Annotated in this window: 22 protein-coding genes and 3 pseudogenes; 12 read left to right on the forward strand and 13 right to left on the reverse strand. The window is 50.2% G+C overall.

What is annotated here, in order from left to right; all coding sequences use genetic code 11:
* Positions 1-9 precede the first annotated feature (9 nt).
* From F8N80_RS14600 to F8N80_RS14620, 5 genes are all read right to left on the reverse strand, one after another.
* Positions 10-252 carry a type II toxin-antitoxin system PrlF family antitoxin gene (locus F8N80_RS14600; RefSeq protein ID WP_150784125.1) on the reverse strand — a complete coding sequence of 81 codons (243 nt, stop codon included), beginning with the start codon at positions 250-252 and terminating at the stop codon, positions 10-12.
* Positions 253-435: 183 nt separating this feature from the next.
* On the reverse strand, positions 436-906 hold the full coding sequence (locus tag F8N80_RS14605) for a hypothetical protein (protein WP_150784126.1): 471 nt from the start codon (positions 904-906) through the stop codon (positions 436-438).
* A 196-nt stretch (positions 907-1,102) separates the two neighbouring features.
* Entirely contained in the window at positions 1,103-1,297 is a 195-nt protein-coding gene (locus F8N80_RS14610) for a hypothetical protein (protein ID WP_150784127.1), read from the reverse strand.
* A gap of 54 nt (positions 1,298-1,351) precedes the next feature.
* Positions 1,352-1,954 carry a hypothetical protein gene (locus F8N80_RS14615; RefSeq protein ID WP_150784128.1) on the reverse strand — a complete coding sequence of 201 codons (603 nt, stop codon included), beginning with the start codon at positions 1,952-1,954 and terminating at the stop codon, positions 1,352-1,354.
* Positions 1,955-2,048: 94 nt separating this feature from the next.
* Complete coding sequence (locus F8N80_RS14620; RefSeq protein ID WP_150784129.1) at positions 2,049-3,224, reverse strand: tyrosine-type recombinase/integrase; 1,176 nt, start codon at positions 3,222-3,224, stop codon at positions 2,049-2,051.
* A 1,226-nt stretch (positions 3,225-4,450) separates the two neighbouring features.
* On the opposite strand from F8N80_RS14620, the gene F8N80_RS14630 reads away from it, so the two are divergent.
* From F8N80_RS14630 to F8N80_RS14645, 4 genes are read left to right on the forward strand one after another with little or no spacing between them, the layout of a single operon-like run.
* Positions 4,451-5,947 carry a tyrosine-type recombinase/integrase gene (locus F8N80_RS14630; RefSeq protein WP_150784130.1) on the forward strand — a complete coding sequence of 499 codons (1,497 nt, stop codon included), beginning with the start codon at positions 4,451-4,453 and terminating at the stop codon, positions 5,945-5,947.
* Positions 5,934-8,093 carry a hypothetical protein gene (locus F8N80_RS14635; RefSeq protein ID WP_150784131.1) on the forward strand — a complete coding sequence of 720 codons (2,160 nt, stop codon included), beginning with the start codon at positions 5,934-5,936 and terminating at the stop codon, positions 8,091-8,093. Before F8N80_RS14630 ends, F8N80_RS14635 begins: the two co-directional genes overlap by 14 nt.
* A gap of 12 nt (positions 8,094-8,105) precedes the next feature.
* Complete coding sequence (locus tag F8N80_RS14640) at positions 8,106-10,049, forward strand: hypothetical protein (RefSeq protein ID WP_150784132.1); 1,944 nt, start codon at positions 8,106-8,108, stop codon at positions 10,047-10,049.
* 11 nt (positions 10,050-10,060) lie between these two features.
* A complete protein-coding gene (locus tag F8N80_RS14645) occupies positions 10,061-10,624 on the forward strand; it encodes a hypothetical protein (RefSeq protein WP_150784133.1) in 564 nt (187 codons plus the stop codon).
* Positions 10,625-11,042: 418 nt separating this feature from the next.
* Here the strand turns inward: F8N80_RS14645 and F8N80_RS14650 are convergent.
* The 3 genes and pseudogenes from F8N80_RS14650 to F8N80_RS14660 form a co-directional block, all read right to left on the reverse strand.
* Positions 11,043-11,411: pseudogene (locus F8N80_RS14650) on the reverse strand (endonuclease); the annotation flags it as partial.
* Between the two features lie 4 nt (positions 11,412-11,415).
* Positions 11,416-11,685: a DUF1654 domain-containing protein gene (locus tag F8N80_RS14655; RefSeq protein WP_191632929.1), complete on the reverse strand. Its 270-nt coding sequence runs from the start codon at positions 11,683-11,685 to the stop codon at positions 11,416-11,418.
* A 328-nt stretch (positions 11,686-12,013) separates the two neighbouring features.
* Entirely contained in the window at positions 12,014-13,138 is a 1,125-nt protein-coding gene (locus F8N80_RS14660) for an AraC family transcriptional regulator (RefSeq protein ID WP_224790685.1), read from the reverse strand.
* Positions 13,139-13,880: 742 nt separating this feature from the next.
* Between F8N80_RS14660 and F8N80_RS14665 the strand changes: the two genes are divergently transcribed.
* Together F8N80_RS14665 and F8N80_RS14670 are read left to right on the forward strand one after the other, a co-directional pair.
* On the forward strand, positions 13,881-14,642 hold the full coding sequence (locus F8N80_RS14665; RefSeq protein WP_150743647.1) for a gamma-glutamylcyclotransferase: 762 nt from the start codon (positions 13,881-13,883) through the stop codon (positions 14,640-14,642).
* A 447-nt stretch (positions 14,643-15,089) separates the two neighbouring features.
* A complete protein-coding gene (locus F8N80_RS14670; RefSeq protein WP_150743851.1) occupies positions 15,090-16,649 on the forward strand; it encodes a GGDEF domain-containing protein in 1,560 nt (519 codons plus the stop codon).
* 83 nt (positions 16,650-16,732) lie between these two features.
* Here F8N80_RS14670 and F8N80_RS14675 read toward each other — a convergent pair whose 3' ends face one another.
* The 4 genes and pseudogenes from F8N80_RS14675 to F8N80_RS14685 form a co-directional block, all read right to left on the reverse strand.
* On the reverse strand, positions 16,733-17,932 hold the full coding sequence (locus F8N80_RS14675; RefSeq protein WP_150784134.1) for an MFS transporter: 1,200 nt from the start codon (positions 17,930-17,932) through the stop codon (positions 16,733-16,735).
* Between the two features lie 83 nt (positions 17,933-18,015).
* Positions 18,016-19,038, reverse strand: coding sequence for an alpha/beta hydrolase (locus F8N80_RS14680; protein ID WP_224790686.1), 1,023 nt, complete (start codon positions 19,036-19,038; stop codon positions 18,016-18,018).
* A 54-nt stretch (positions 19,039-19,092) separates the two neighbouring features.
* A complete protein-coding gene (locus F8N80_RS31585; protein WP_224790695.1) occupies positions 19,093-19,278 on the reverse strand; it encodes a hypothetical protein in 186 nt (61 codons plus the stop codon).
* Positions 19,217-19,498 (reverse strand): annotated as a pseudogene (locus F8N80_RS14685) (alcohol dehydrogenase catalytic domain-containing protein); the annotation flags it as partial. The gene F8N80_RS31585 and the pseudogene F8N80_RS14685, both read right to left, overlap by 62 nt.
* 165 nt (positions 19,499-19,663) lie before the next feature.
* On the opposite strand from F8N80_RS14685, the gene F8N80_RS14690 reads away from it, so the two are divergent.
* Both F8N80_RS14690 and F8N80_RS31590 read left to right on the forward strand, forming a co-directional pair.
* Positions 19,664-20,581 carry an AraC family transcriptional regulator gene (locus tag F8N80_RS14690; protein ID WP_150743649.1) on the forward strand — a complete coding sequence of 306 codons (918 nt, stop codon included), beginning with the start codon at positions 19,664-19,666 and terminating at the stop codon, positions 20,579-20,581.
* 47 nt (positions 20,582-20,628) lie between these two features.
* Positions 20,629-20,703, forward strand: a pseudogene (locus F8N80_RS31590) (transcriptional regulator); the annotation flags it as partial.
* A 209-nt stretch (positions 20,704-20,912) separates the two neighbouring features.
* On the opposite strand, the gene F8N80_RS14705 reads toward F8N80_RS31590, so the two are convergent.
* A complete protein-coding gene (locus F8N80_RS14705; protein ID WP_150743650.1) occupies positions 20,913-21,791 on the reverse strand; it encodes a LysR family transcriptional regulator in 879 nt (292 codons plus the stop codon).
* A gap of 208 nt (positions 21,792-21,999) precedes the next feature.
* Between F8N80_RS14705 and F8N80_RS14710 the strand changes: the two genes are divergently transcribed.
* From F8N80_RS14710 to F8N80_RS14725, 4 genes are all read left to right on the forward strand, one after another.
* A complete protein-coding gene (locus tag F8N80_RS14710; RefSeq protein ID WP_150743651.1) occupies positions 22,000-22,425 on the forward strand; it encodes a VOC family protein in 426 nt (141 codons plus the stop codon).
* A gap of 112 nt (positions 22,426-22,537) precedes the next feature.
* On the forward strand, positions 22,538-23,797 hold the full coding sequence (locus F8N80_RS14715) for a cation:dicarboxylate symporter family transporter (protein ID WP_150784135.1): 1,260 nt from the start codon (positions 22,538-22,540) through the stop codon (positions 23,795-23,797).
* Between the two features lie 104 nt (positions 23,798-23,901).
* Positions 23,902-24,483 carry a TetR/AcrR family transcriptional regulator gene (locus tag F8N80_RS14720; protein ID WP_150784136.1) on the forward strand — a complete coding sequence of 194 codons (582 nt, stop codon included), beginning with the start codon at positions 23,902-23,904 and terminating at the stop codon, positions 24,481-24,483.
* A gap of 56 nt (positions 24,484-24,539) precedes the next feature.
* Positions 24,540-25,649, forward strand: coding sequence for an alkene reductase (locus F8N80_RS14725; protein ID WP_150743654.1), 1,110 nt, complete (start codon positions 24,540-24,542; stop codon positions 25,647-25,649).
* The last annotated feature ends 43 nt before the right edge of the window (positions 25,650-25,692 follow it).

A 25,692-nucleotide genomic window follows, 5' to 3' on the forward strand; every position in this document is an offset into this window, starting at 1 on the left:
GCCGAGCATTCATTCATCATCCGCTGAGAGCGGAGAGTTGATGTCAACATCGATGGCGCCGATCAAAGAATCGAGGCTAACTTGGAGAGTTGAATCGAGGGCGATCAGCTTCCCAGGGTTACTCAGGATATCGTCCTCTAACAGCGTCAGAAACTCGCAAAGCTCCCGATCATTCTTGGAGGTTTCTGTGCCATCCGTCTCATTGCGAGAAAGGATCGTGGATACGGATGAAGCAGGATTTGATTCGTTCATGGTACTGACATTATCCGCGCTTGAAGCGCTTGTCATGCGCCGAGTGTAGATTTCGAAAGAGGCTGAGTGGTGAGGGGCGGCGAGAGGATTTGTCGCCGGTTCGGGCCGGCTGGCCCGGCTAGGGTTAGGTTTTTCAGATGGAGGTGAAGTGCTGTTATCGATCGAGGAATATCGACCAAGGCATCAGATCCTACCTTGTTTAATGCCTAAGTTATGGCAGTCCATAATAATATATGCATAGCTCCCAATGGCTTCGCTGCGTTCATCGCCACTACCAACCTCAGTTTCATCGTATGTATCTATCATCCAATCATTATGAGAGACTCTCTTGGCTATTCTCATCCATGCGTGCGTAGCTTTGTTGATATCCGTGTCCTCTGTATCCCAGCAGTGAACTATAGAGAGGATGCCTTTAGATAAATGTATAATTTTTATGGGTGAAAACACGCTTGCCATAATAGCATGTTCGATGAATTTTATAACGCTAGGGTTGAAAGTTCTGTCCCATAGCACAGCGAAATTTTGAACAAGTAGACCGGTAGGCTCTACATCGTTATCGTAGGGAAATTTAGTACTAAATACTGTATATGCTCCACCATGATCGTCAATGTGAGATTGCTCATGTTCGATGTGAAGTAGATGAGAATAGGTCATGGTAGGTCACCTGTTTGGCGAAGTGACTAAACCTTGCATTCACAAAGCCTGGTCTACCCGATAACACTTTACTCATTTAATTTTTTGAAACTTGGCAAGTGGCAACTGATTAATTGAGTTGAACTGTGTCCCATAAAATTCGCCAGGGACTGCGGTTTCATGACTTTCAGGATATTGAAAGCTACAGACCGCCGGATCAGGTGAATTGGAATGTTTTTGTACGGGCAGTCAGGGCTTCGAGTAGGTAAGGCTGGACAATCCGGTTCAACTCCTCCGTGCTCATCGGGCGCTTGGCGTTGCCTGCGGACGGAAACAGATAGTCACCTGCTGAAAGGTTCGCTGCCTCAATGTACCTTTCAAACAAGGCTGCTGAGTCGGAAGACAAAATCACGATCATTTCCTTTACACATGATTTTTTTGGTCTGGAAGCGATAGTCGACTGGTCTCAAAAAATTATGTCATCGTCAAAAAAATCTGGGTCTTCTCGCAACTCTTTCGCCTTTGCCTCCGCTTTCTCTCGAAAGTCTGTCCCAAAGACATTTTCAGGTGTCCAGTCATCCTTAAACAAGAACATATCAGGCGTGAAGTCTGTGATTCCGAGCTCGTTGTTATCCAGAATTTCACGAGCGAATTGTCTAAATATCCTGCCGCCATCGAAGCCGAATCCTGCGTCGGTATCTTTGATAAACAGTACAGTCCATTCGTCATACATCACACCGGAAGCAAGCTTCTCCCAAGTGAGCTGAAACAGCTCATACGTCTCGCCGATTAAAATAGAGTCATACACAACGACAAGCATCCCTTTGGAGGCACTCAACAGCTTCACAGGGGAGAGGATGGTTATGACAATCGACTGCTCAATCAAATCGATTACCCTTGTGTCGGGGCTACCTTCCCACAGCACAGCAAATCTTTGAATGCATACAGAATCAAGTGGTATGCAGTTAGCGCCCCATAATTGCTGCGTAGAGAAAATTGTATACGCCCCCTCACCATCATCATTGTGGGGTTGCTCATGTTCGGTATAAAGCCAGCGGGAATAGATCATGAGATGGGCACCGTTTTTGGCGAAGGGACTGTGATGATCGTCTCTGCGTAAGAGGGTTTGCACCGACACAACTCGTGACAGTCCGGCTAAAATATTAAGCGTCTGGCTTCCTAACGCGCGGGGAGAGGTAACACTCAGTCATCAGTTGCTGGGAGTGTCCAAGTTTGCGAACAATGCTTTGCATTACAGCCTCCGAACGCTCCAGCCTCAAGGCCCGCCCGATGCTGTGTAAAGAGAGATGTCGAGGGGCAATATTTGCTTCAATGAGCCACGACTTAAACACTTTCTTCATGACAGCAGGGCTAATCGGCTGTTTATAGTCTCCAGCTGAGGGAAATAGAAAGTCATTACCAGAGAGGCCGCTTGCTTCAACATAATGGTTGATCAAGGCGTAAGCATCGGCAGACAGCGCTTGCGTCCTTGTTTTCCAAAACTTCTTGGCTAACTGCACGGTCATGCATGCATTCTTGGACAAATCACTCGCCTTCATCTCTCTGATTTCATTTACACGGAGCCCTTCAACACACAACAATGCATACAGGCACGCATCACGGAGGTTGCCCCTGCGCTTAACGGCTTGACCAATGGCCTCAAGCTCGCTCTGATTTAAAGGCTCTAGCTCTGGAGGAAAATCCTCGAGACTCGAAGTTTGCCTCCACGCATTCGAGCACTTAAGACACTCTAAAGAGGAAGCGTGTTCAAGCTGCATCGCCGGGGTTGCTGAGGCACACAGCCCTATGTCCCCAGCGGCAAATCGGAGCTCGATCGCATCGTCAACGATATCTTGGGAGCGACCGAGTATAGGCGTCACATACTGCTCAACTCCCAATTCATTGGACGCAAGGATTTCTTTGACCGCTGGCCAAAATGCGTAATCGGAGCGGCAAGAATAGACTTCGTTCTCACACGCGAAATCTACTTTCAATCCCTGATTGAGATCCAGCTCGGTGATCGGAGTCCACAAGGTCTCCATAGCAGGGAAGGTGATGCTGGCCACCTCTCTGCTCAAAAAGAGATAGAGCAAATTTTTGTGAACTGCGACCACCTTTACCCCGGACATGGCACCTTGGATGTGTGCTTGCTCCAGTGTCTCCATGACGAAGCTGTTCTCTAGAGGCTGGTTGTACAAGATTGCGAAGCGCTGCTTGGATGCCTGGGTCATCAGTTCAAGATTGGGGGTTTTCCACTGTAGGCAGCTGAAGACAGCATAGTGGAGACCATCGAGCGCTACGGGAGGGCTTTCGAGGTGAAGCAGGTGTGAAAAGATCATGGCGGCTTCTCTCCTGAGGGGTAAGGATTACTGAAGTCGACAGGAGGACGTCGGTCAAGATGAAGCGACCAGTGGTAATTTTTCTTTTGTAATCAGTATATTAAGAGTATACCCATTGATTTTTGATTAAGGCTTGAAGGCCGCGGTCGCCGATTACTGGGGAGGAAGCACAAGGGGTGAGTGTGAGCGGAGGTCTCGGCGCCAGGGACGCACGTATGTGCTGATGGCGAAGACTTCTGAAGTGAGGGTTTCCGGCATCGAGTGCCTGCCGGGCAAATGACGTTCTAGGCGCCGTGAACCACGCGATCTCAGCTGCCTGTAACGTACTTTTTGCTCTGTAACGCCACTTAAGTTGAACCAGAAAGTTACGTTACAGTTCGCGTTAGAAAACTAGTGGAGTATGCCGATGTGAGGATTCAAGCCCACAGGGCAGAGACTCGGCTGTTCGACACATCCCCGCCGATCGATCAGCGGTGCTAAAACAGCAGCCCAAATAGGACATCGCTTTCTCGGGCACCTGGCCCGGCTCATGCCGTCAGCCGAGCATTTATCCCCCGATGGTAGGTACCCTGCCAATCCAAACCCAGCGACTCCACCGTTTGCATAAGTCCTTTCGGTCGATTGTCATATAGGCCGGCATACCATTTCCTGGCATTGAAATGTGGCAAGCCTTCGAGCAGAGAAGGGCACGCAGCAAACCCAGCATCGCGTTCAAGCTGCCGAGCATCGTAGTCACCCCATGACGCCCAGGCCGCGTTTGGATACCGCGTAGCAAATGTTCGGAGCTCTTCGCCAAGGAGGCAGTCTCAGTTACCTGTAGCTCAAGTCCAAGAGCTGGTGCAATTGGTTAGCACGTTGCGAGAGCTGGTAGCCCACATAAGCCCTGGACAAGGGTTTTTTGAGTGCATGGAACAAGAGCTCAGCGTGTCCAAATTCTGGACGAATAGCTCCCTGTTCTACGTTGGATGAGCTTAAGGCTAAATTTATTTTTTTGATAAAAAAGTCGTAACCCCAGCCATTTTTTGCAGATTTGGTGCATCAACTCCTGCGCGAGAAAATGGTTATTTTACGGATGTTTGCAGTGTTTACTTGTTTGTTAGTTGAGGATGGCAATATATGGTAAATAATTGATTTTTATCGGTTTTCATAAGTTTTTTTTTAAAAAAAATTTGACACCTAGCGCAGTTGCGATCTAGCTTTCAAGGAGATTCCTGGGAGGTGCATCGATGAGCTTGCATAAATTAGCGCCATTGCCTCTAGTCGGAGAAGATCTAAGGAAAATCCATGATGATTTGTTGGGTTCAAAAAAACTAAAAGAACTGGTGGTTTTCGACTTGCTCTGTTCAGGAATCAGCCTTACTGAATTCTGCGGATGCAAAGCAGTGGAAATGTCTGATAGTTACTTGTTTGTATATTTCAAGAAGACGAACGACTCTCATGCTTATCCTGTACCAGTTCGTAAGTTGAGCGCCGAGTGGTTATCAAAATTTAAGCCGGGAGATTTGCTTTTCGCTGATCCGAACAATTCTTCAAACCGTTGGTGCTACCTGGGGGATTATTTAATTCGGTCAGTGATCTCTATGGAAATTCGAAGGGTGCAAAATATTATATGGTCTGGGACGGAGTTAAGCACCTATGCATTGCTGATGGACTACGGATTACGTACTGTGTCCATTGTTCCTGCGCCTAGTTTATTTCTTTTATCTGAAGCGCAGCGAGGAATATTAGAACATTCTCTTAGAGCGATTGCTGAGGATCTGAAGTCTTTATTTGATTACTTTTTGAGAATGAGTATGGATTGGCGTGATGTTACGGATGGAGAAATGACTAGTTATATACATTTTCACTTGATACGGGAGAAAGAGCTCAAGGATAACTCTATTGCGCGTCACATATCAAGTATTAAAGGGTTTTATATGTTTGGATGGGTTTCCGGATTTTTGGGTGCTCCAAAGAGTTTTACATATTACTATAAGCGTGATGAATCTAAACAGTACCGAAGTGAAACAAGAAAAATTAACTTTAATTTAAAAAATCAGTATCTCGATCGTGTTCTTTTCGAGGAAGTACTCAGTGGTGTTGTAGCGCGCTCTGATTTAATAAGAGAGCGAAACGAGTTGGCCTTGGAGTTGGGATTTCGTGCGGGGTTGAGAACAAGTGAAGTGACTGATAATCGTAATCTTATTACCTCGGATTTAAGCTTACTGATTTCAGAAGCTGAGAAAGTTGGTGAGAATACCATAAAAGTTAAGATTTTCGGGAAAAGAAATAAATTAAGGAGTGTGGATTTTTCACCTTCATTGACAAAAAAAATTAAATATTTCATGGATGGGCGAAGGAAAAATATCAAAGACGGCCCGCTTATTTGCTCCACTCATGGTGATGCGCTAAGGGAGTCATTCGCTACAGATGTATTCAGATCGGCCAAGCGATGTGTTCAGCATCGAATGCCGTCCCTACTTGAAAGCCTGGGAGCAAATACACGTAATCACTACTATGTAAGTACTAGTGCTTTTAATGATTTAACCTTTCACTGCCTTCGTCATACCTATGCTACAAACCTAGTAGACTTTTGTTATAAGAACGGATTTGATCCTTGGGAATATGTGCCGGAGCAAATGGGGCACGAAGATGAAGATACAACGAAAGAATATATTGTATTTGATGGGTTGATTTATCGTCGGGAAAAAGTCCGGAGGGCATTGGAGGATGAAGATACCTAGCGCTGATAAAACAAAGAGATTTTCTCTGGTTGATGGTGGCTCGTATGAATGTGTAAAGCCGCCTATTTCTAATACACAGTATTCCGCGCGAGTTTTTGCGCGAAGTTCGTATGGTGGAAAGGTTACTGAACATTGTATAGAAGCGCCAGAGTTGTTTCGAGAATGCACATTCTGCATTGCGCTTCTTAACTATCTAACGCAAACACAATCAAATAACTTTGATGCTAATTATGTTAAATTCAGATTTGTGAGCAACGTGTTCCTGTGGATCCAGGAAGAATTCCGAGACGAACGCTCACTGCCATCAGATGTCGTGGAGCGTTATCACTCGTATCTTAAGCTGAAGAAGCTTTCGGCAGGGTCAATATGTCAATATATAGCCCAGCTCAGACAAGTAGTCGTTTGGGCATTACAATTTATGTATGTAGATGAAGATGGTTGTCGACAACAAGAAGAGCTGGTCAAGATATTTTCGTTCATCCCATCGGTTCCAAATACTCGTGCTAAATCCCATCCAAGTCTAAGCCAAGTCACAACTGGCATTATAAGTGATGAGAAGCTTTTGGTCAGATCATGCATGAGGTTTTGTAATGCCTATTTGCAAATAATGAATGATTTTCGTGATGCGCTCCGCCGAAACACTCAGGTGGAAGAACAACTACAAAAGCTTTTACGTGAATGTAAGGGGGATATTAGTGGGTTGAGATGGACAGCAAGTGGGGGGCACTATAAACGTGATTATAAGCACATGGCGGCAGCAGTATTGTCAAGTGAAGACTGTGCTCTTAAAGAGTTTTTGTTATCAAATCGTGTAGATTTTATTCGTGCGCTACGTGATGGCGGGGAAAAAATTTCTAGAGCGCAAGCGGATACCTATATTAAATCTGGTTTGACCGTTGGTGGTGGGCTTGAATTTTCAAACCCAACGTGGCCAGGGCCGCTACTTTTCGTCAATCTGGATTATCTGTTTCTGATCAAGCACACGCCTGCCGAGGAGATCTGCTTTGCCTGGCTGCTGGGGTCAGATCGAATTCAGCAGTCTGGTATAAATGACTTATTGCTGTCTGATATAAAAATATCGTCAAGTTCCGTCTCAATTGAATATACCAAACGTCGATCTTCTGAATATCCACAACAAAGTCCGCTGCATCCGAGGGGGTCGTTGAGGTATCACGCATACACGACTTATGTGAATGTTCGCGCCGGCTTTCTAAAGCTTTTTCCTCAGGCTGAAGATAAACTTTTTGATGTGGCAGAACCAGGGTCTCTGCAAGTTTTAGAAAGTAGTTTCTTTCGCCCATTGATTCTAGCCTCGCTTCCGCACACGTTACTCTACAGTCAGATGCAGGGAATCAGCAGTGAGATTGCGCCGTTTGCGAAAATACTTGAGCAGGTTTCTATTCATAACGATGAGCTGCGCCAAAAAAGAGTGGCGGCAGAGAAAGGAGAAGAATTTGTTTGCGGAAAAAAACGACAATCAATCACTGTGAATATTATAGCTCACTCTCGAGCTATTTTGGATGAAGATCCAGTGCATCATAATAAATCCGGTGCTGATAAGAGTGAAGAGACTTTCGGGCGTTACTCGGAAGAGGTTGTAGGGGCAACAGCAACCGCTCACTCTTTTGGTGTAAAAGAACGTTATTACATTCATGCCAGTACCACTAAGTATAGGTTAGAAAAAAGAGCAGGATTTGCTTCGCTTGTGGGTGAGTTAATGGTTGCTGACGCAAGAAAAATAAATGATCTATGCAAGCAAAATATATACCTGACAGTGGATCAGGTCAAAGAGTCTCTAGGATGGAAAGCTGATACGCCAACTTTGAATGATTTTCAGGAGTTTGATGCTCTATTACTAGCTCATCAGAAACAAGGCTGGGGTATAACTCCCTTTGGTCAACTAGAGCGTGGTGAAGATACTATAATCATCATTAGCCCTGTCACAGCTGCGCTGCTTATATCATATCGAGAAGAATGTAGTAATCAACTGGAGAGCCTTTCAAGTATTGAAGAGCTTCGGGAGAGCGCCCTGATAATGCAAATAGCTTATGCTGATGCCGTACTGGCGCGATTCGATAGAAAGACAGTGAGCGGGGCGCAAGAACTGATGCGGACAAGAAACTTTCCCGCGCCAATTATCCGGTAAATTGAGGTTCGTATGTCAACGATTATTAAAACTTGGCGAGAGTCTGCGGGTGAAGAAACTACAACCTCAAACTCGATCGGTGATTCGCACTTCCGGCTAGTGGATGTCAGTACAAATCTAATAATTAATGTTTCTTTCGTGTGGGACTGTTCAAAGGATAAAATTGTTTATGGTCAGTTATTGTTTTTGAAGGGGAAGGTGTCAAGGGGGTATGCTGATGAAAGTAATCGAATTGTTCCGTCTAGTATTTCTGCCGCCAAAACAGAGGTGTCATTGATTCAAAGAATATGTGAGTACTGGCATAGAATCCATGCCGATCGCACGCTTAGCTCATTAAGCTTAGCAGAAACTCAGGTAATGATTAGAACGCTAATGCTTTCCATCGACGGCAAAGATAAAGTCATGAGCAGGAGTGTGCTCGGCACTATATGCGTCCTTCTTGGACGGTCAAGAACACTTTATAATAAAGGAATGATTTTTGACGGGTTCCAATTTGTAATCAATAAAAAATTCAAAAAAGATGTGATGAGGCCTCTGCTTGAAGGATTAAATTTAGAGTACGAGGAATGGTTAGAGGGCGGAACCTACGGCTCAATCCCTCTTACATGTGCATCAATTATCCTGAGTGAAGCGATTTCAATCATTGAGTCGGAAGATGCTAAATTGGCTCAGGTGTTCTTTGAATCTTGGCGTAAAACTCCATGTGCACCGGTGCTTTGGTTTGATGGTAGTAAGGGGTTTGATCGACTAATGGCTTATCGCGAGTGGCAAAAAAATGGATCTATTGAGCGAGTAATTAAGCCTGAGACATATACATCTCTTATTAGCTTTGGAGAGCTTGTAGATGAAAGATGTCTAAAGCAATTCCACTCCCTTCCGTGGAAAAATTTAACTGAATTAGGTGATTTCTGTGAACTGGTTATGAAGGCCGGACTTACGATAATTCTATTGTTGAGTGCTTTCAGAATTAATGAGGTTCAAAAAATGGATATAAGCGATTTTTATCAGGATAATGATGGTTCGTGGTGGTTCAAAACTGTTAACACAAAGACTGAAAAAGGGGTGATGCTTCCTCGTTCACTCCATGGCATGGCTGCCAAAGCTGCGACTGTTATGAAAAATCTTTGTGCTGTAGACATAAAAAAATACGATGTCCCTATTTTCCATTGCGGATTTCGAGGAAATGCTTTCAACGCCACATTGAAATGGGGAGGCTGGACGCCCGAAACGTGGCTGGTTTCTTGTAGATATGCGAAGAATACCCTCAGTTATTGGTTTAAGCGGTTCTATTTAAAACAAATCATTCCTAAATTTCCCGATATAGTTATACATCATCGTTCTGTGAGCCCGCACCAAGCTCGGCATACCTTTGCCGAATTCGCTCTTCGTCGATTTGATGGAAGTATTTTACCCAAGCTGCGAGAACATTATCGCCATGTAAAAGGATCTTATCAGATGAGGCGCTATACAAGAAACAAACTGAGTGAGTCTGTGAAGATGAGCCTTGAGCGTGACTATCTCAAAGAGGTAATGCATCGAGTGGCAAAAGGTAGCCTGGAGGATAGATTCTATGGGCCGGCAGCTAAACGGTTAGAGAAGGAGTTAAAGGCTGTATCTGTGTATTCATTCAGTGAGTTGGGAGGATTTATAGCAAAGCATGCTGATTTGTATGTAAGGTTCATAGCATTTGAGTGGGGCTATTGCGCGCTTCGTAAAGGCGAAGAATACAAGGCAAAATGTGTTGATTCTTCAACTGGGCTACCCAAAGTTGATGTGAACAGCTGTCCAGAACTTTGCTGTGGTTGTGTGCACAATATGAACAATGACCTTCAGTGCAAAACTTTGGAGCGGATAGCGATAGCGCATCAAAATATTGCTGACACACATCCTCTTGACACAATTAAGGAGATGAGTGCTGATGTTGTAAAAATTATACAACGCAGGTTAACAAAATGATGGATTTTAGCTTGGATAACTATAAGAAGCCGGCTGAGGTGGAAGAGATGCCATCTTGGGTCAAGTCAGCTTCGTGCAAGAAATTGTATGTCCAATGCATTTATTATTTTGATATAATTAAATCGAAAATGGAATTGAGTGCTCATCTTTCGATAAAAGAACGTCGAATCGTTCTTCGACGTTTGGCCAAAGATTGTTCGGTTGATCCAAGTTTGCTCAGTTCTCGACGTCAACCGGATCTGATAAAATTTATAGCTCAGAAAAATATAGAGCTTGATCAGTATTGGATTAGTAAGTGTGCTAAGCGAGGCGGGAGCGGCAGAAAATTAACAAAACCAGAATTGGTAAAGCAGCTAGCCTTGCTTAACTCCGAGTTCCATATCTTGGAAAATTTACGACTCGCTGAAGCATTCACTTCTGCGATCGAAAAGAATCTTGCTGTGTCAAAATCAGAACTTATTTTGCTGAATGAAACGCTCTCTATTGAAAACAAGGATTTGAGGGAAAGGAATAAATCTTTAAATGGACAGTTGCGAGATATGATAATTGCACTTAATAAGATGCAAAAAAATTAGTTATTTTTCAGTTGTATTATTGCTGTCAGTTTTTGCGTTGTTCTGTGTTTTAATTTAGTTTGCAGTATTATCACTGCAGCCTAAAGGCCCCGGTTCAATAAATCCACTGCCGTATTTAGTGTTAAATCTACAACAAACGACTCAATCACTTCAGGCCTTCGTTCGTCGGTGCCAAAGGAATCAAAATTGAGTTTTAGAAACCAAGTCGGCAGGCTACATCTGCAACTGATGTGGCCTTAAGTCGAAAGACCACACATCAGCTCTAGGGTGAGTTCGCGCCAGACGGTGCTGAAGAAAAACTTTCCGACAATTGTTGACAATTGTTCAGACTGTTTTTTGCTTGAACGAGGCGTAACGACGATTAGGGGCGCTCGGGAAAGGTGTCAACAAACCCAAGGATTTGAGGCGCTCCTAGATAAACCTCGCCGATGCTCGGCACCAGGTTGTGCAGGTCGGCTTCGGCCTTCTGGTAGACCGGATCGTAGCGCGTGCAGTTCTTGCGGCCGCCTTCTTGCCAGCACTGACGTTGATGGCCGATCTGCCAGGCCGGGACAATGTGTTCCCACTCGATACGGGACGCGCGCTTGGCGTTTTTGCGCGGTACATAACCGCAGGCCGCGAGATTGACCTTGTTGCCGGTGTATTTACAGCCGCAATAAAACTCGGTGGATTGCGGGGCGTACAGTTTCCAGGCGACTTTCTTGGCTTCGCTGAAGGTGCGTGGGGCGCCAGCCTGGGCGCCAAGGGTGATGAACAGAAACAGCAAAGCAAACCAGCGGACACTCATCGACTCAGTCTTCCTTCGGCACAACCCAGAAAACCTGCACGCCGCCATCGTCGCGATAGGCGAGGGTGACGTTGTCGTTCTCATCGATTTCTTCGAGCAATTGTTCCCACTCGTCCACGGGTTCGTCCGGCAGACGGAAGATCAAGGCGGCTTTGGCTTTTTGCGCGGAGGGGGAATTGATGATTTTCTGCACGCGAAGACCCATGCGTGTATAGGCGTCAGGAGAAACAGGGGTAGAGGCCACGGGATTATCCTTATTGAGCTGTACGTGCATACAGTATTTAACTGTAGGAATTTTCGCAACTACTTAAACCACAAGAAAATCCTCTGACAGCTACTTTTTGCTTTTGATGTAGGAGGATGGAGATTTTTTATCGGAGTACACCACTCGCCAAAAGGGCGAGTGGTGTACGCGGTGCCGACCGGAACCGGTCAGGCGAGGGCGAATCAATATTCCCGGAACATCCGTTGCAGCTCTGCCAAAACGGCAAGACCGGCGGCAATAGCGAGCAACGTGGCGCTCAGTTCGAATGTCGCTTTATAACCGCTGAGATCGAATACAACACCGCCAACAGTCGCGCCCAGCGATGAGCAGAAGGCGCTCAACTCAAGGTATAACGCCTACCCTGGCGGACTCGGAAAATCTTTGTTTCCTTGACTTCTTGCGATGATTGAATCACTCGATACTCACCAGGCGTCATGCCGAACCAGCGCAGGCAAGCCTTATGGAAACTGCTGTGGTCATGAAAGCCGAGCAGGTGAGTCACATGCTGCACATTGAAATGGGAATGACGCAGGTAGAAGTCGGCTAACTGCTGACGCACATAGTTCAGGATATCCGTGAACTGCGTACCTGCTCTTTCCAGTGCCCGTTGCAGTGTTCGCTTGCTGATGCTTAGCGCGGCCGCAATCGATTCCATATCACACGGTACCTGGCTTTGTTCCAGACTCAGGCGTTTGGTGATCAGTGCACGAGTCATGCAGACCATGGTGGAGTCATTCAACAGGTCGAGCTGAGCATTGGCATAGCTGTAATGGAGCTTGGCCAACCCTTCGTTGGCGGTGGCCAACGGACGTAGCAGCTCCTCACCATCGAACAGGATGCTGTCATAGGCCGCCCCGAAATGCAGCTCACAGCCAAACAGCTGTTGATGCTCGTGGATGTCTTTCGGCTGGGGATAGCTGAATTCCACGCTCAGCGGTCTCAGCGATGTGCCGCTGCTCAGCCAGCGATAGACACCAAGCAGTGTTCCAAGGCTGGCATCGGTGTACTGGCGGGGCTTGATCGAGCCGCGCTGATGGTGATCCATCGTAACCAGGCGGTAATGCTGTTGTTCCTGGACAACAAACAGGGTGAAACCCGTACCGATCAACGGGCTGAAATGAACCAGTCGTTCGAATGCCTGTTTCAGGTTCGAACTGGACATCATGGTATAGCCGACGACCTGAAAAATGTCCGGATGAAAGTTTTTGGCGGACTTCAAACCAATGTTCGGATCGTTGGAGGCCTGAGCTGCCAGATCCCATAGGCGGTAGAGAGTGCTTCGTTCGCAGAAGGATCCCGGTATAGCTGTGAGCTTTATATCAAGCCCGGCCTCCTGGCACAGACGGTCGACATCCAATCCTTGCTCCGAAAGTGTTTTCACCAGCACGCGGGCATAGCCTGTACTCATTTTATACATAACGATCCCATTTCTCTGTTCAATCAGGCGTCCATGACCGCTCAAGCAAAATCGATGCCGGTACGTTATTGGAGTGTTTGAGGTGGGGATTGGTATCGCGTCATGAGTAATCTCAGATGCTCGATGGCATTTTCATATTTCAGATCTGCATGTCGACGCTTCTCCTCATTGCAGCACCCTTTTGCTTGATCTTTTTTTATTCTTTTTGGTCAACCTGCTCTGTGGGGTTGGCAGGCTGGGTCGGGTTCGAAAAATTGCTTCACAACTGCAATAATTTCAAGACGATGCCGACCAGCAGAGCTCTTATTGCCAACGCCGCTGGCAGATCGGCACAGGCGAGGAGCTGATGGCTGAGCTGGATGACATCAGGCTCTGGGCAGTTCTGCCCGTTTGGGAGTCATAGGTTCAGGGCCTCATTTCGACCATCAGAAAAAGGTTAGTTAAAATGCGCCATTAGCAGGCATCAAATGTCGAAATGCACCGTGCCGGTGATCGATCCTGGCCATGATGCCCTGTCTATGTGAATTTTTTGTGTATCGCCCATGTAGACACGCATTACAAGGCATCCGGGCGAGGATCGGACATTGCTCTTATGTTCGCGCTCGTCCGCCTACGCCTCGACATGCTTGTAACAGGCAAGCAGGAGTGCACGACAAACACCGCAGGTCGGTCGCTGAGTCTTGAATGAGGTGGACTGCTAGGCTTCTGGTTCAATCTCTTTGCGCATTCTTTTTCTGCTGTTCGTCCTGCGATTGAAACAAGTGCGTCACATAACGAGACGACAGCGATGATCAAGAAGAAAAACCTTCGTTCCAGAACGCTTACGTTGACGCAGGAATTGGTTGCTCGGGTTGAGCGTGTTGAGCCCGATCCTGGCCCGGAGCCGGGCACGAGTGAGCATACTGAGGCTGAATTGACAGCTATGGTGGAGGGATTGTTGCAGGAGCACACTCCGCAAGACCTATGGGTCTTCGCCTATGGTTCTTTGATCTGGAGTCCGGAATTCGAATTTGTCGAAAGCCGACCTGCGGTGGCCTCAGGTTGGCACCGCTCATTTTGTCTGAAGCTGACTCGTTGGCGCGGCACACGTGAGACACCAGCCTTGATGCTCGCGCTTGATCGTGGCGGTAGTTGTAACGGCCTGGTGTACCGATTACCCGCACAGGATCATTTTCAGCAGCTAATGCTTTTGATGGTGCGTGAAATAGACGCCAATCCGCCGACCAACATTCCCCGTTGGATTTACGTCAAGACCGGGCAAGACACAATTCGCGCACTGGCATTCGTAGCGGAGCGCCACGGCGGAGCGTATGCGGGCAAACTTCCTCTGGAAAGTGTTGCCTACGTATTGGCAAGAGCGGCGGGCCACTGGGGATCAGCGGCGCACTACCTTTTCCGTACCGTTTCGATGCTTCACCAGCACGGCATTGAAGACCGTAATCTCTGGCGGCTGCAAGAACTGGTAGCCAGCGAAATCGAAGGGCTACAAGGCAGCGCAACACAGACATCTGAACAAGAACTGTCGACGGCACCCGTGTCATCCCCGTGAACTTGGTAGACATTACGGGCGGTGAGAAAGGAGGTTGCGTTCCCATTATTCCTTTCTACGAGCCCTACGCGCTTTAACAGCCCAATTGGATTAATTGCTCTTTAGCGTCAATTCAACGACTTACGTTACCGCTGAGCATGTGCGCCCATCCTCAGTGGCAGACTGCGTAAATTGAGCTTGCAATGGGCATAAAATTCGCTCTACTGAGTAGTGGCGAATCGCCCTTGAATCAGCTTGTTCTGTCGTCGCAAACGAAGCCTTCAACCCTTGAGAACGTTGAAGCGCTATCACTCGAAAGGCTGAGATTTCAGCCCAAGCACAACAGACAGTAGATCAGGCATCAAGCCGCATGAAAGTACGACAAGGACGAGACGCGATGGGGAGTCAGGATCCGAAAGGGGCTGGTCAAAAGTCCGTGCAGGTTCTACACGTTGGTCAAGCAGGATGATGTCCACTAAACGGCGCAGTTCCTTGGTGGGTTTCATTATTCTGGCTGTCAGCCTGGTTGGGTTTTCGGCCATGTTGCTGTTGAAGTCGGAGACTCAGCGCAGAGAAACGCATTTCTCGGAATACGTGCAGAATATTTCTGGCATCGTGCGCAATCAGCTTGATACCAATGAAGCTGTGTTGGCGGGGTTCTCAGCATTTCTCCAAGCCGTCGATCAGAGCGATACGGAAGCTGCCGCCCGTTATGCGGCAGCCGTTTTATCAGCTTATCCTCATATTTACATGCTCGAGGCGGCGAGGGCGGTGCCTATCGCTGAGCAGGCTGCTTTTGAAGATCTGCTGCGCCGCACCTGGCGGCCAGACTTTGAACTCAAGGATTTCCCGAGCCTCACTCAGCAACCTGCCCAACATCAGGTCTATCTCAACGAGACTTGGCCTGTGTTGTTCATGTACCCGTTGCTCCCGGAATCCAGTTCGATCTATGGCGTCAGGCTGGAAACCGTCGCCTACCTCTCCTATGCGCTGGCTCGAACCCACAATAATCAAAAGCCCGTCGTATCACCTGTTTTCACAATGTATGAGGGTGGCAACGCTTACATTCTGATGCAGTCAGTCAGTCGGACTGAACGGGTGCGAGAGAACACGCTTCCGAATTTTTTTGGTAGCACGATGGTGTCTTTGCTATTGGTCAAGACGGGCGCGCTACTGGAAGCGGTGAATCATGCGAACGTGGATCCCCTGGTTCACATCAGTGCTGTCCTGAAAACCGCTGCAGGGTCTGAAAGCAATGTGTTTTCAACGCAGACCAAGCAAGCTGGTTTCCTGGATCACCTGTTCATGCCGCTTCTGGCTGACCGCGTCGAGATCAGGAGTGTTTCACAACCGATGACCTTGTTGTTTGATCGTCAGTTGCGTTTAGGCGATGTCCTGACTGCGCAAACATTGATAATCCTTGCGGTTCTGGCAGGAGCACTCGTCCTGATGCCGGTGGTATTGATTCGGCATTTCAGGGCGATAGAAAGGGCAGAGCTCGAACATGAACGCTCCGCCTATCTCGCATCCCATGATGTGCTCACCCAATTGCCCAATCGCTACCTCTTCGCCGATCGTTTTGATCAGGCCTTCTCCGATTGGAAAGTGAACGGCATTCCGTTTGCAATAATGTTGATCGACTTGGATCACTTTAAGAAAATTAATGACAAGTACGGCCATGAGGTTGGGGATCAGGTTCTCTGGGCGGTTGCGAATCGCATGCTTCAGGCCACTCGTTCGTGTGACACCGTCGCACGCTACGGCGGAGATGAATTTGTTGTTTTGATCACGAATATCACCAAGACAGAATGTGCGGAAATCAGAGCTGAGAGGATGCTGGAAGCCATCGCCAAGTCGGTCGAAACGACGGTAGGAGAGCTAACACTCTCGTGCAGTATCGGAGTTTCGCTGTGTCCTATCCATGGTCAGAGCCTCGATACATTGCTTAAGGCTGCGGATCAGGCCATGTATGGCGTCAAGGAGCTGGGGCGAAAGGGAGTGGCGATGACTGAAACTCGTACGGTCTGAGTTCGCTGAATGTCACGTCCCACTTCCGAGCGCATGCTCAACCGAAACCACAAGACATGCCTTGGCGTGTCTTGTGGTTATTTTCAAGCGATGTTCGCCAATGCAGGAGACTCCCGCGTTGCTGCGCGTGCAGCCAGGAAGGCAAGAACGGCTGCCACGCCCAGCAAGGCTGCGCTCAACTCGAAGGTCGCTCGATAGCCGCTCGAGTCGAAGACCAGCCCGCCAACGGTTGCCCCAGACGCGATTGCCAGTTGGATGATCGCCACCATTAAGCCGCCTCCCGCTTCAGCAGCGTCTGGCAGCGTTCTCGCCAGCCATGTCCACCATCCCACGGGCGCAGCAGTGGCAACCAGCCCCCATAGGCCAAGCAAGACGGTCGTGGTAGCCGCCGAGCTACCGAATGAAACAAGCGCCAGTGCAATCACCGCCATCAAGATCGGAATGACGATGAGGGTTCGATGCAGGCCATTTTTCAAGAACGCTTCGATCAGGAAGGTTCCTGCGAGGCCCGCAAGACCCAGGACGAGCAACATCAACGGCAGCATGGAGACACTGACGTTCGTGACCGTTTCAAGAAACGGGCGCAAATAGGTAAACAGCATGAACTGGCCCATGAAAAAAACACTGACCGCCACCATGCCTAGCGCGACCGGTACGCTTTTCATCAACCTGAAGACGTTTCCAGTGCCTGAACTGCTTTGCGATTTCATCGGTGGAAGGCTTACAGACAGCCATACACAAGCGACTATCGCGACAGGGATGACGCACAAGAATGCACCGCGCCAGCCAATCAAGGCGCCGAGAAAACTACCCAATGGTGCTGCAATCACAGTCGCCAAAGCGTTGCCGCCGTTGACGATTGCCATGGCGCGAGTGATCTGGTCATCAGGCACCAGGCGCATGGCGGTTGCCGCCGACAATGACCAGAAGCCACCTATTGCAACACCTGTCAGCGCGCGGCCGATCATGAACACCCAGTAGTTCGGGGCGAACGCGACGACTGTTCCAGAAAGGATCATAAGCAGTGTCAGTGAAAGGAGTAGCGGTTTGCGGTCGACCCGCGCAGCCACCGATGCGATCAGAAGGCTGGTGAACAGGGCAAACAGTCCCGAAACGGATATTCCCTGGCCGGCTTGCCCCTCGGTGATATGCAGATCGGCGGCAATGGGTGTCAGCAGGCTGACGGGCATGAACTCCGATGCCACCAGCACGAAGGCGGCGAGCGACATGGCGAATACGGCGCCCCATGATTTATGAGGCACTGGTAGAAGGTGATCAGTCATTGTTTGAATCCTGCGCGAAACGTCGCAGCCCCGAAAACGAGGCTACGAGAAAAAAACGGTGCCCGGCCAGGGCACCGATCAGGCTACTTCAGGTTGCTTTTGAAGAACGTGGCCAACTTGGCAAATGGGATGAGGCTGACCCGGTCGTAGAGATCGACGTGGTTGGCGCCCGGAATGATGACCAGTTCTTTAGGCTCCGCAGCACGCTTGAAGGCATCTTCACTGTATTCACGGGAGTGCGCCTCGGAGCCGGTGATAAACAGAAGCGGACGTGGCGAAATAGTCTCGATGTCTTCGAACGGGTAGAAATTGTAGAACTTCGCATTGGTGGTCAGCGTCGGCATGGTGGAAGTCTGCGGCGATGCGCCGGCAGGGGTAACTTCGCCGCGAGGAGTGCGATAGAAATCAAAAAACTCATCGCCTATCGCATTGCCTGTCAGTTTCAACGGGGCACCGGCGGTGTACTTGGTAGCGCCGCCAGTGAATTCCACATAGCGTTGTTCTGCAGCTTCGGCGAGTGCCATGCGTTTCTGCTCTGGGGTCGTCGAATTACCCAAACCTTTGCGATAGAGGTCGCCGTGGTTGTACATGCTGACCGTTGCGATTGCCTTCAGTCGAGGGTCGATCTTGGCCGCGCTGATGACGAAGGCGCCGCTGCCGCAAATGCCGATGATGCCGATGCGATCACGGTTAACGAAAGGCCGTGTGCCCAGGAAATCCACCGCCGCGCTGAAGTCCTCGGCGTAGATGTCCGGCGACACAGCTTGACGGGGCTGCCCCTCGCTTTCACCCCAGAACGAAAGATCAATCGCCAATGTCACGAAACCTTGCTCGGCGAGCTTCTGGGCATACAGGTTGGAACTCTGCTCCTTCACCGCGCCCATTGGGTGCCCTACGATGATCGCGGGGTTCTTGATCTTGGGATCCACCCCTTTAGGAATGTAGAGGTTCCCTGCAACGTTCATCTGATACTGGTTTTTGAAGGTGACCTTTTCTGCGATGACCTTTTCGCTTTTGTAGAAGTTGTCAGCACCGTTAGACATATCAGCTCCCATTGATGAGAAAGAGGCGATAAGTAGCCCCAGGGCAAAAAAGAGTCTGTTCATTCGATATTCCTTACTTTTGGATGGTGTCCATTTGCGTTCTTGAATCTGAGGCGCTCAATCAACCAATGTGGAGTTGTCGATCACGAAGCGATACTTGACGTCACCCTTGAGCATTCGCTCGTAGGATTCATTTATCTGGTCTGCTCGAACCAGTTCGATGTCGGCGACGATGCTGTGCTCGGCACAGAAATCCGACGCAACCCACACCGACCAGATCACCGACTTTGAAGTCCGCAACATGCGCGCCCACCGCCGATACACGGCCGACAATTTCGTGCCCCGGTACGCAGGGAAATTGCGTGCCTGCCCACTCGGCGCGCACTTGGTGAAAATCCGAATGGCAGATGCCACAGAAGGCGATGTCGATCTGAACATCATGGGCTGCAGGCGTGCGGCGACTGATCTGCATCGGCTCAAGGGGTTTGTCGCCAGCGTGAGCGCCATAGGCTTGTACAAGCATGTGAGAGACCTCAAAGGATTTGTCGGATGGACATTTTCCCGGTCTGCCAAGGCTCTCTGTAGTGCATTTCGCTGGATTACTTGCCTGATCCTATGAGTCTCTGTTTTTTGGCAGGACGGTCGGGAGCTGGCGAGTTAGAGTTCAGTGAAGAGGTGCAAGACGAATATGACGAACAAATCCAACACCGATTCTCAACAAACATCGCCACAAGAAAAGCTTGCGCAGATCATCGGCGCGCAGATCTCGAAACCAGGTGATTACGCAACGGCCATTACAGGTCTCGGCTTTTTCAGGCGCGAACATCCAGCACCGCCCTATGTCTGCATGGTCGAGCCAAGCATCATTCTCATCGCCCGAGGTGAGAAACAGCTCTGGGTAGGCGGCGAGGGCTACCCCTATGACAGGTCGCGATTTCTGATCACCTCGTTGGACTTGCCTGCCAATTCAGAAGTGCTGGCGGCAAGCCCGGAACAGCCATGCCTGGGGCTGACCTTGAAACTCGATCTGCGCATGCTGACTGAGCTGATAGCGCAAAGTGACCTGCCGCCAACCCGTGAGCGATCAGTTGCGAAAGGGGTAGGAATTGGTTCAGTGACACCTGCAATGCTAGCGTCATTCGAACGCTTACTGGCGCTGCTCGACGAGCCGGAGTCAATCCCTGTTCTCGCCCCCTTGATCCAGCGCGAGATTCACTACCGTCTCTTGCAGACTGATCAGGCGAGCCGGCTTCGACAAATAACGTCGGTCGATGGCCAAGGTTATCGGATCGCGAAAGCCATCGATTGGCTGAAGTTGCATTACACCTCGGCGCTTCGCGTCGATGAACTGGCGGCTCGTGTGCAGATGAGCGCTCCGACCTTTCACCACCACTTCCGCCAACTCACCGCAATGAGCCCCTTGCAGTACCAAAAATGGCTACGACTGAATGAAGCAAGACGGTTGATGCTTAATGAGCACCAGGACGTATCCAGTGCGGCTTTCAAGGTCGGCTATGAAAGTCCGTCTCAGTTCAGCCGTGAATACAGTCGTCTGTTTGGCGTACCTCCCAAGAGGGATATTTCGGCGTTGCGAGGGCAGGGGTAGCAATACCAATGCGTGCATCAGCGGCGATTGAACGTCAAGAGCGTTGCGGCAATCACAAAACTTTGAAGGAGTGGAAAGCAGAACACGGCTCCGCGACCGTTGAGTCCTGGCTGACCAAGTGATACTGGTTTGAGTACAAAAGGGCCCTTCGAGGGTAATGTCAGTCAGTTAAGCTGCAGAACCTGTGGGAGCGGGCTTGCTCGCGAAAGCGGTGGATCAGGCGACATCAATGTTGACTGTGCCGCCGTCTTCGCGAGCAAGCCCGCTCCCACAGGGATTTCGCTTAACTGACTGGCATTGCCCTTCGAGGGCCTGTTTTGTCGTCCGGGTTTTATTCAGGGCCGGTCTTTACCTGGTCACTAATAAGTTGGGCGAGTATACGCACCGGTTCGGTAAAGCTCTGTCGAGACCTGTGTACGAGCCCGATATCACGGTGGAAGGTGTGCTGTCCGAGATCGAGCGCTCGCACACCTGCGGGCCATTCCTGATGGGTTGCTGTCTGCGGCACCAAAGCTACGCCGACGCCATTTTCAACCAGCTTGATGATGGCCTCCAGTTCATCCAGCTCGCAAACCTCACGCAAGGTGAAATGCATCTGCCGAAGGAAGCGATCCACCTGTCTGCCCCCGAAGGATGATCGGTCATACCGAATGAACGCGTGGCTGGAAATGAGTTCTGACCAATCTTCTCCTGGCAGTTCACGCGGCACAATCAGACGGTAGGGCTCAAGCGCCAGGGTCGTCCAGCGCAGATCGCTTTGAAGCGAGAAGGGCGGGCGAATGATTGCGGCCATGTCGATTTCGCCAGCATCCACGAGGTTGACCAACTCCATCGATAGCCCTGGGATAACACGTGTTCGGCACTGGGGGCATTGTTGATGAAATTTGGCTAAAGCGTCCGGTAGATAGGAGCGCTGGACGGAGGCGATAGCGCCGATGTTCACCAGGACGCTGGGAGGAAGTCCGACGGTGGTGGATCCCAGATTGTCGTAAAGGCGAAGCAGCTCTTGCGCTTGCAGGAGTATCTGGTGACCCATCCTGTTGAGGTGGGCCGAGCGTCCCTTCCTGTCGAATATCTCGAAGCCGAGCTCAGCCTCCAGACGGTGAATCTGGGCGCTGACTGCCGCTTGGGTGAGACCGATCTTGTTGCCGGCAGCGGCGAATGTGCCTTCCCGTGCTACAGCAATGAGTGTCTTGAGTTCTTTGATCATTCACAAATAATAATTGTGTTTCTGAGAAATATATATTGATTTTTTTGCTGGTATTCCCGCACTACGATGTGCCCATCCCCCGGCAGCGGCCTGAACCAGTAAGCCGATGTCGGTGGGACGCCTGACCTTGAAGCGTCGCGCGAACAGCGGTCGGCACTCATACGCTGCTCCGTCCCTCACCAACAAAAATACTGTCACTGGAGTTCTGATGAGCCTTTCTCCTTTCCACCTCGCCATACCTGTTTACAACCTCGCCGGAGCGCGCACCTTTTATGGTGAAGTTTTTGGACTGGAAGAAGGTCGTTCCAGCACCCAATGGGTCGACTTTAATTTTTATGGGCACCAACTGGTTATTCACGAACACCCAAAAACCGCTTCCCAGGAGAGTGTCCACAGCAATCCGGTCGATGGACACGACGTGCCCGTTCCGCACTTCGGCATCATCCTGGGTTGGGAAGAATGGGAAGCGCTGGCGGAGCGCCTGAAGTCCTTCGGTACCGAGTTTGTGATCGAACCTTATGTTCGTTTCAAAGGACAGGTTGGCGAGCAAGCCACCATGTTTCTCTTTGATCCATGCGGCAACGCCCTTGAATTCAAGGCTTTCAAGGATATGGGCCAGCTCTTCGCCAAATAACAAAGTAGTGGCACAACCGCGTTGTGCCATTCGATCTCAAGTGAGCTGGAAGCTCATGACTCTAGCAACTGCCAATTAACGCAGACCTTTCATTCCAACAAGAAGGCTAGACATGAAACGTATTCCCTTGGTGTGGCAAATCATTGCCGGGCTGTTGCTTGGCGTGCTCGTCGGTTGGTACTTCAATACTCATCCGCAATATCAATCATGGGTCAGTGCAGAAATCCTGAAACCACTCGGCGATATCTTTATCAAGATGATGAAGATGGTCGTTGTACCGATCGTGTTCTGTTGCATGATTCTTGGCATCGCAGGAGGTGGAGATAACAAGTCGTTTGGTCGTATGGGTATCAAGTCGCTGGGATACTTCTTTGCGATTACCGGCCTGGCCATTGTGATGGGATTGTGTTTCGCGAACATCTTCGAGCCTGGAGCGGGCACTGATATTTCGGGCATTACGCACAGCGCTGCGTCTATCACCATGGAACCTTCGAAGGGCGCCCTCGTGATTGTGCAGAACATCGTCCCGGACAACGTTTTTGTGGCGATGTCGGAAGCGAAGCTGCTGTCGGTGCTGTTCTTCGCCGTATTGTTCGGCATGGCCTTGAACTCACTGCCGAGAGAGAAGAGCGCGCCAGTGGTCGCTGTGGTTCAGGGGATTTCTGATGCGATGTTCAAAGTCGTCTCGATCGTCATGGCATACGCACCGATAGGCGTGTTTGGCATGATCGGCGCTACCGTTGCGACCTTTGGCTTTGCCTCGCTGTTGCCCTTGCTCAAGCTGATTGGTGTGGTCTACCTGGCACTGATTGTCTTTGCGTTGGTGGTACTCGGCGCAATTTGCTATCTGATCGGCGAGAACATTTTCAAGCTGATCAAATATTTTCGGAATGAGCTGATTCTTGCATTCTCGAGTGCCGCATCGGCAGCGGTTATGCCGCAGTTGATGAGCAAGCTGGAGAGCTATGGTGTCCCACGTCGGATCGTCAGTTTCGTTGTGCCGGTGGGCTATGCATTCAATCTGGATGGCGCGTCGATTTTCCTGGGCGTGGCGACTATTTTTGTTGCGCAACTTTATGGCATTGATCTGTCGCTTGCTCAGCAGATTTTGTTGGTGGTCACGATGGTGCTGACCTCCAAGGGTGCTGCCGGAGTACCTGGATTTGCCATCATTATCTTGTCTGCGACGTTGGCCTCTGCCGGTCTTCCATTGGAAGGGGTAGCACTGATCGCGGGCATTTTCAGAATTATCGATAGTGGGACAACCACCCTGAATGTGCTGGGTAATGCCATCGCACCATTGGTTATCGCCAAATGGGAGAGGGCAGCCCTTGAGCCTTCACGGGTCCATTCGGTGACGCAAAGAATATAGCAATCCATGAGGAGGCGTCCGACAGGAGCGGTTCAGTCATTTCATCAGATGACGGAGAGAGTTGCTAGACGACCGGTCTAGTTTTTGTATAGGATGCCTTCCCCATGAAGAAACCTATCCAAGACATGCGACAGCACATTATCGATGTGGCCAGGTCGCTGATGACCAATAAGGGCTACACCGCCGTCGGTCTGTCGCAAGTGCTGACAACGGCTGGTGTGCCCAAAGGGTCGTTCTATCACTACTTCCGTTCGAAAGAGGAGTTCGGCCAGGCGCTGCTCGAGGAGTACTTTCAGGAGTACATCGGGCGTGTCGACATTGTCATGGCTGCAGAAGGAACCGGAGCCGAACGGCTGCTGGGCTATCTGCACTACTGGGCAAAGACGCAAGCGTTCGATCATCCCGAGGAGAAATGCCTGGTGGTTAAACTGGGCGCTGAGGTCTGCGACTTGTCGGAAGACATGCGCACGGTGCTGGAAGAAGGCACCGCGCTGATCATCCAGCGGATCACGCGTTGTGTTGAGCAGGGCATGGCCGACGGTTCCATCTCGCAGACCCAGGACGCGCTGACATTATCCGAATCGCTGTATCAGCTATGGCTTGGCGCCTCGCTGTTGGTCAAGGTCAATAAGACCACGGCTCCCTTTGAAACCGCACTGATCACAAGTAAACGCCTGCTGGCCTAGGGGCTTTTTTTTAACAGTCTTCCTAGACGACCGGTCTAGTAGTCGAGGTATTCAGCATGATTGATAGCAGTCATAACACCGACCTTTTCTCCCCCGCGCAGATGGGCGCCTTGCAACTGGCTAATCGTATCGTCATGGCTCCGGTGACACGTAGCCGGGTGGCAGAAGATGGGGTGCCGAATGAACTGCACGCCACCTATTACGCCCAGCGTGCAGGCGCAGGCTTGATCATCGCCGAGGCCACGAACATTTCCGCCCAAGGGCGCGGTTACGCGATGACGCCGGGGATCTGGTCGGAAGAACAGGTGGCAGGCTGGAAAAAAGTCACCGACGCGGTGCACGCGGCAGGCGGCAAAATCGTCAGCCAACTATGGCACGTGGGGCGCTTTTCCAGCGTCGAGTTACAGCCGAACGGCGAGCCGCCGGTGGCTCCCTCGGCAATCAAGGCCGAAGGTACCACCTACACCAACAATGGCATGGTCGAAGTGTCCATGCCTCGGGCGCTTCAGACTTCAGAGATCCCGGGGATCATCGAGCAGTACAGGCATGCGGCAGAAAATGCCAAGCGAGCCGGTTTTGATGGTGTGGAAGTCCATTCTGCCAACAGCTATCTGCTCGACCAGTTCTTGCGTGATTCCACCAACCAGCGCACTGACCAGTACGGCGGCTCCATCGAGAACCGGACGCGGCTGACGCTTGAAGTCACCGAAGCAGTGGTAGCGATCTGGGGCAGTGACCGGGTCGGTATCCGCCTGTCACCGGTGACGCCTGATGCAGGCAATACGCCCCCTGACAGCAACGTCATGGCGACCTACGGCTACCTGATTCAGCAGCTGAACAGATTCAACCTGGCCTATCTGCACTTCGTCGAGGGCGCAACCGCCACTTCTCGCACCGTTCCTGAAGGAGTGGATCTGGACTCGCTGAGTGCGCAGTTCGAAGGGCCGTTCGTTGGTAACAACAATTATGACTTGGATATGGCGCTGGAACGCCGGGCGCAAGGCCGGATTGACGCTGTAGCGTTTGGCCGTTTGTTCATCGCCAACCCAGACCTTGTAGAGCGGCTGCGTCTTGGTGCGGAACTTACCATCGCGCCACGTGAGAGTTACTACGGCGGAGGCGCCAAGGGCTACACCGATTGGCCAACCGGCAACTTCAACGAATGAGTGCAGCATGGCATTCGCGTCAACACAGTCAGCCCGGGCGTCA

The organism is Pseudomonas fluorescens (genome assembly GCF_902497995.1).
Taxonomy (GTDB): domain Bacteria; phylum Pseudomonadota; class Gammaproteobacteria; order Pseudomonadales; family Pseudomonadaceae; genus Aquipseudomonas; species Aquipseudomonas fluorescens_BK.

What these genes read in the sequence shown, in the direction of transcription:
- F8N80_RS14600 (WP_150784125.1), bottom strand. Translation starts at nt 252, where the DNA reads ATGAACGAATCAAATCCTGCTTCATCCGTATCCACGATCCTTTCTCGC.
- F8N80_RS14605 (WP_150784126.1), bottom strand. Translation starts at nt 906, where the DNA reads ATGACCTATTCTCATCTACTTCACATCGAACATGAGCAATCTCACATT.
- F8N80_RS14615 (WP_150784128.1), bottom strand. Translation starts at nt 1,954, where the DNA reads ATGATCTATTCCCGCTGGCTTTATACCGAACATGAGCAACCCCACAAT.
- F8N80_RS14620 (WP_150784129.1), bottom strand. Translation starts at nt 3,224, where the DNA reads ATGATCTTTTCACACCTGCTTCACCTCGAAAGCCCTCCCGTAGCGCTC.
- F8N80_RS14630 (WP_150784130.1), top strand. Translation starts at nt 4,451, where the DNA reads ATGAGCTTGCATAAATTAGCGCCATTGCCTCTAGTCGGAGAAGATCTA.
- F8N80_RS14635 (WP_150784131.1), top strand. Translation starts at nt 5,934, where the DNA reads ATGAAGATACCTAGCGCTGATAAAACAAAGAGATTTTCTCTGGTTGAT.
- F8N80_RS14640 (WP_150784132.1), top strand. Translation starts at nt 8,106, where the DNA reads ATGTCAACGATTATTAAAACTTGGCGAGAGTCTGCGGGTGAAGAAACT.
- F8N80_RS14655 (WP_191632929.1), bottom strand. Translation starts at nt 11,685, where the DNA reads ATGCACGTACAGCTCAATAAGGATAATCCCGTGGCCTCTACCCCTGTT.
- F8N80_RS14665 (WP_150743647.1), top strand. Translation starts at nt 13,881, where the DNA reads ATGATCAAGAAGAAAAACCTTCGTTCCAGAACGCTTACGTTGACGCAG.
- F8N80_RS14670 (WP_150743851.1), top strand. Translation starts at nt 15,090, where the DNA reads ATGTCCACTAAACGGCGCAGTTCCTTGGTGGGTTTCATTATTCTGGCT.
- F8N80_RS14675 (WP_150784134.1), bottom strand. Translation starts at nt 17,932, where the DNA reads ATGACTGATCACCTTCTACCAGTGCCTCATAAATCATGGGGCGCCGTA.
- F8N80_RS14680 (WP_224790686.1), bottom strand. Translation starts at nt 19,038, where the DNA reads ATGAACAGACTCTTTTTTGCCCTGGGGCTACTTATCGCCTCTTTCTCA.
- F8N80_RS31585 (WP_224790695.1), bottom strand. Translation starts at nt 19,278, where the DNA reads ATGTTGCGGACTTCAAAGTCGGTGATCTGGTCGGTGTGGGTTGCGTCG.
- F8N80_RS14690 (WP_150743649.1), top strand. Translation starts at nt 19,664, where the DNA reads ATGACGAACAAATCCAACACCGATTCTCAACAAACATCGCCACAAGAA.
- F8N80_RS14705 (WP_150743650.1), bottom strand. Translation starts at nt 21,791, where the DNA reads ATGATCAAAGAACTCAAGACACTCATTGCTGTAGCACGGGAAGGCACA.
- F8N80_RS14710 (WP_150743651.1), top strand. Translation starts at nt 22,000, where the DNA reads ATGAGCCTTTCTCCTTTCCACCTCGCCATACCTGTTTACAACCTCGCC.
- F8N80_RS14715 (WP_150784135.1), top strand. Translation starts at nt 22,538, where the DNA reads ATGAAACGTATTCCCTTGGTGTGGCAAATCATTGCCGGGCTGTTGCTT.
- F8N80_RS14720 (WP_150784136.1), top strand. Translation starts at nt 23,902, where the DNA reads ATGAAGAAACCTATCCAAGACATGCGACAGCACATTATCGATGTGGCC.
- F8N80_RS14725 (WP_150743654.1), top strand. Translation starts at nt 24,540, where the DNA reads ATGATTGATAGCAGTCATAACACCGACCTTTTCTCCCCCGCGCAGATG.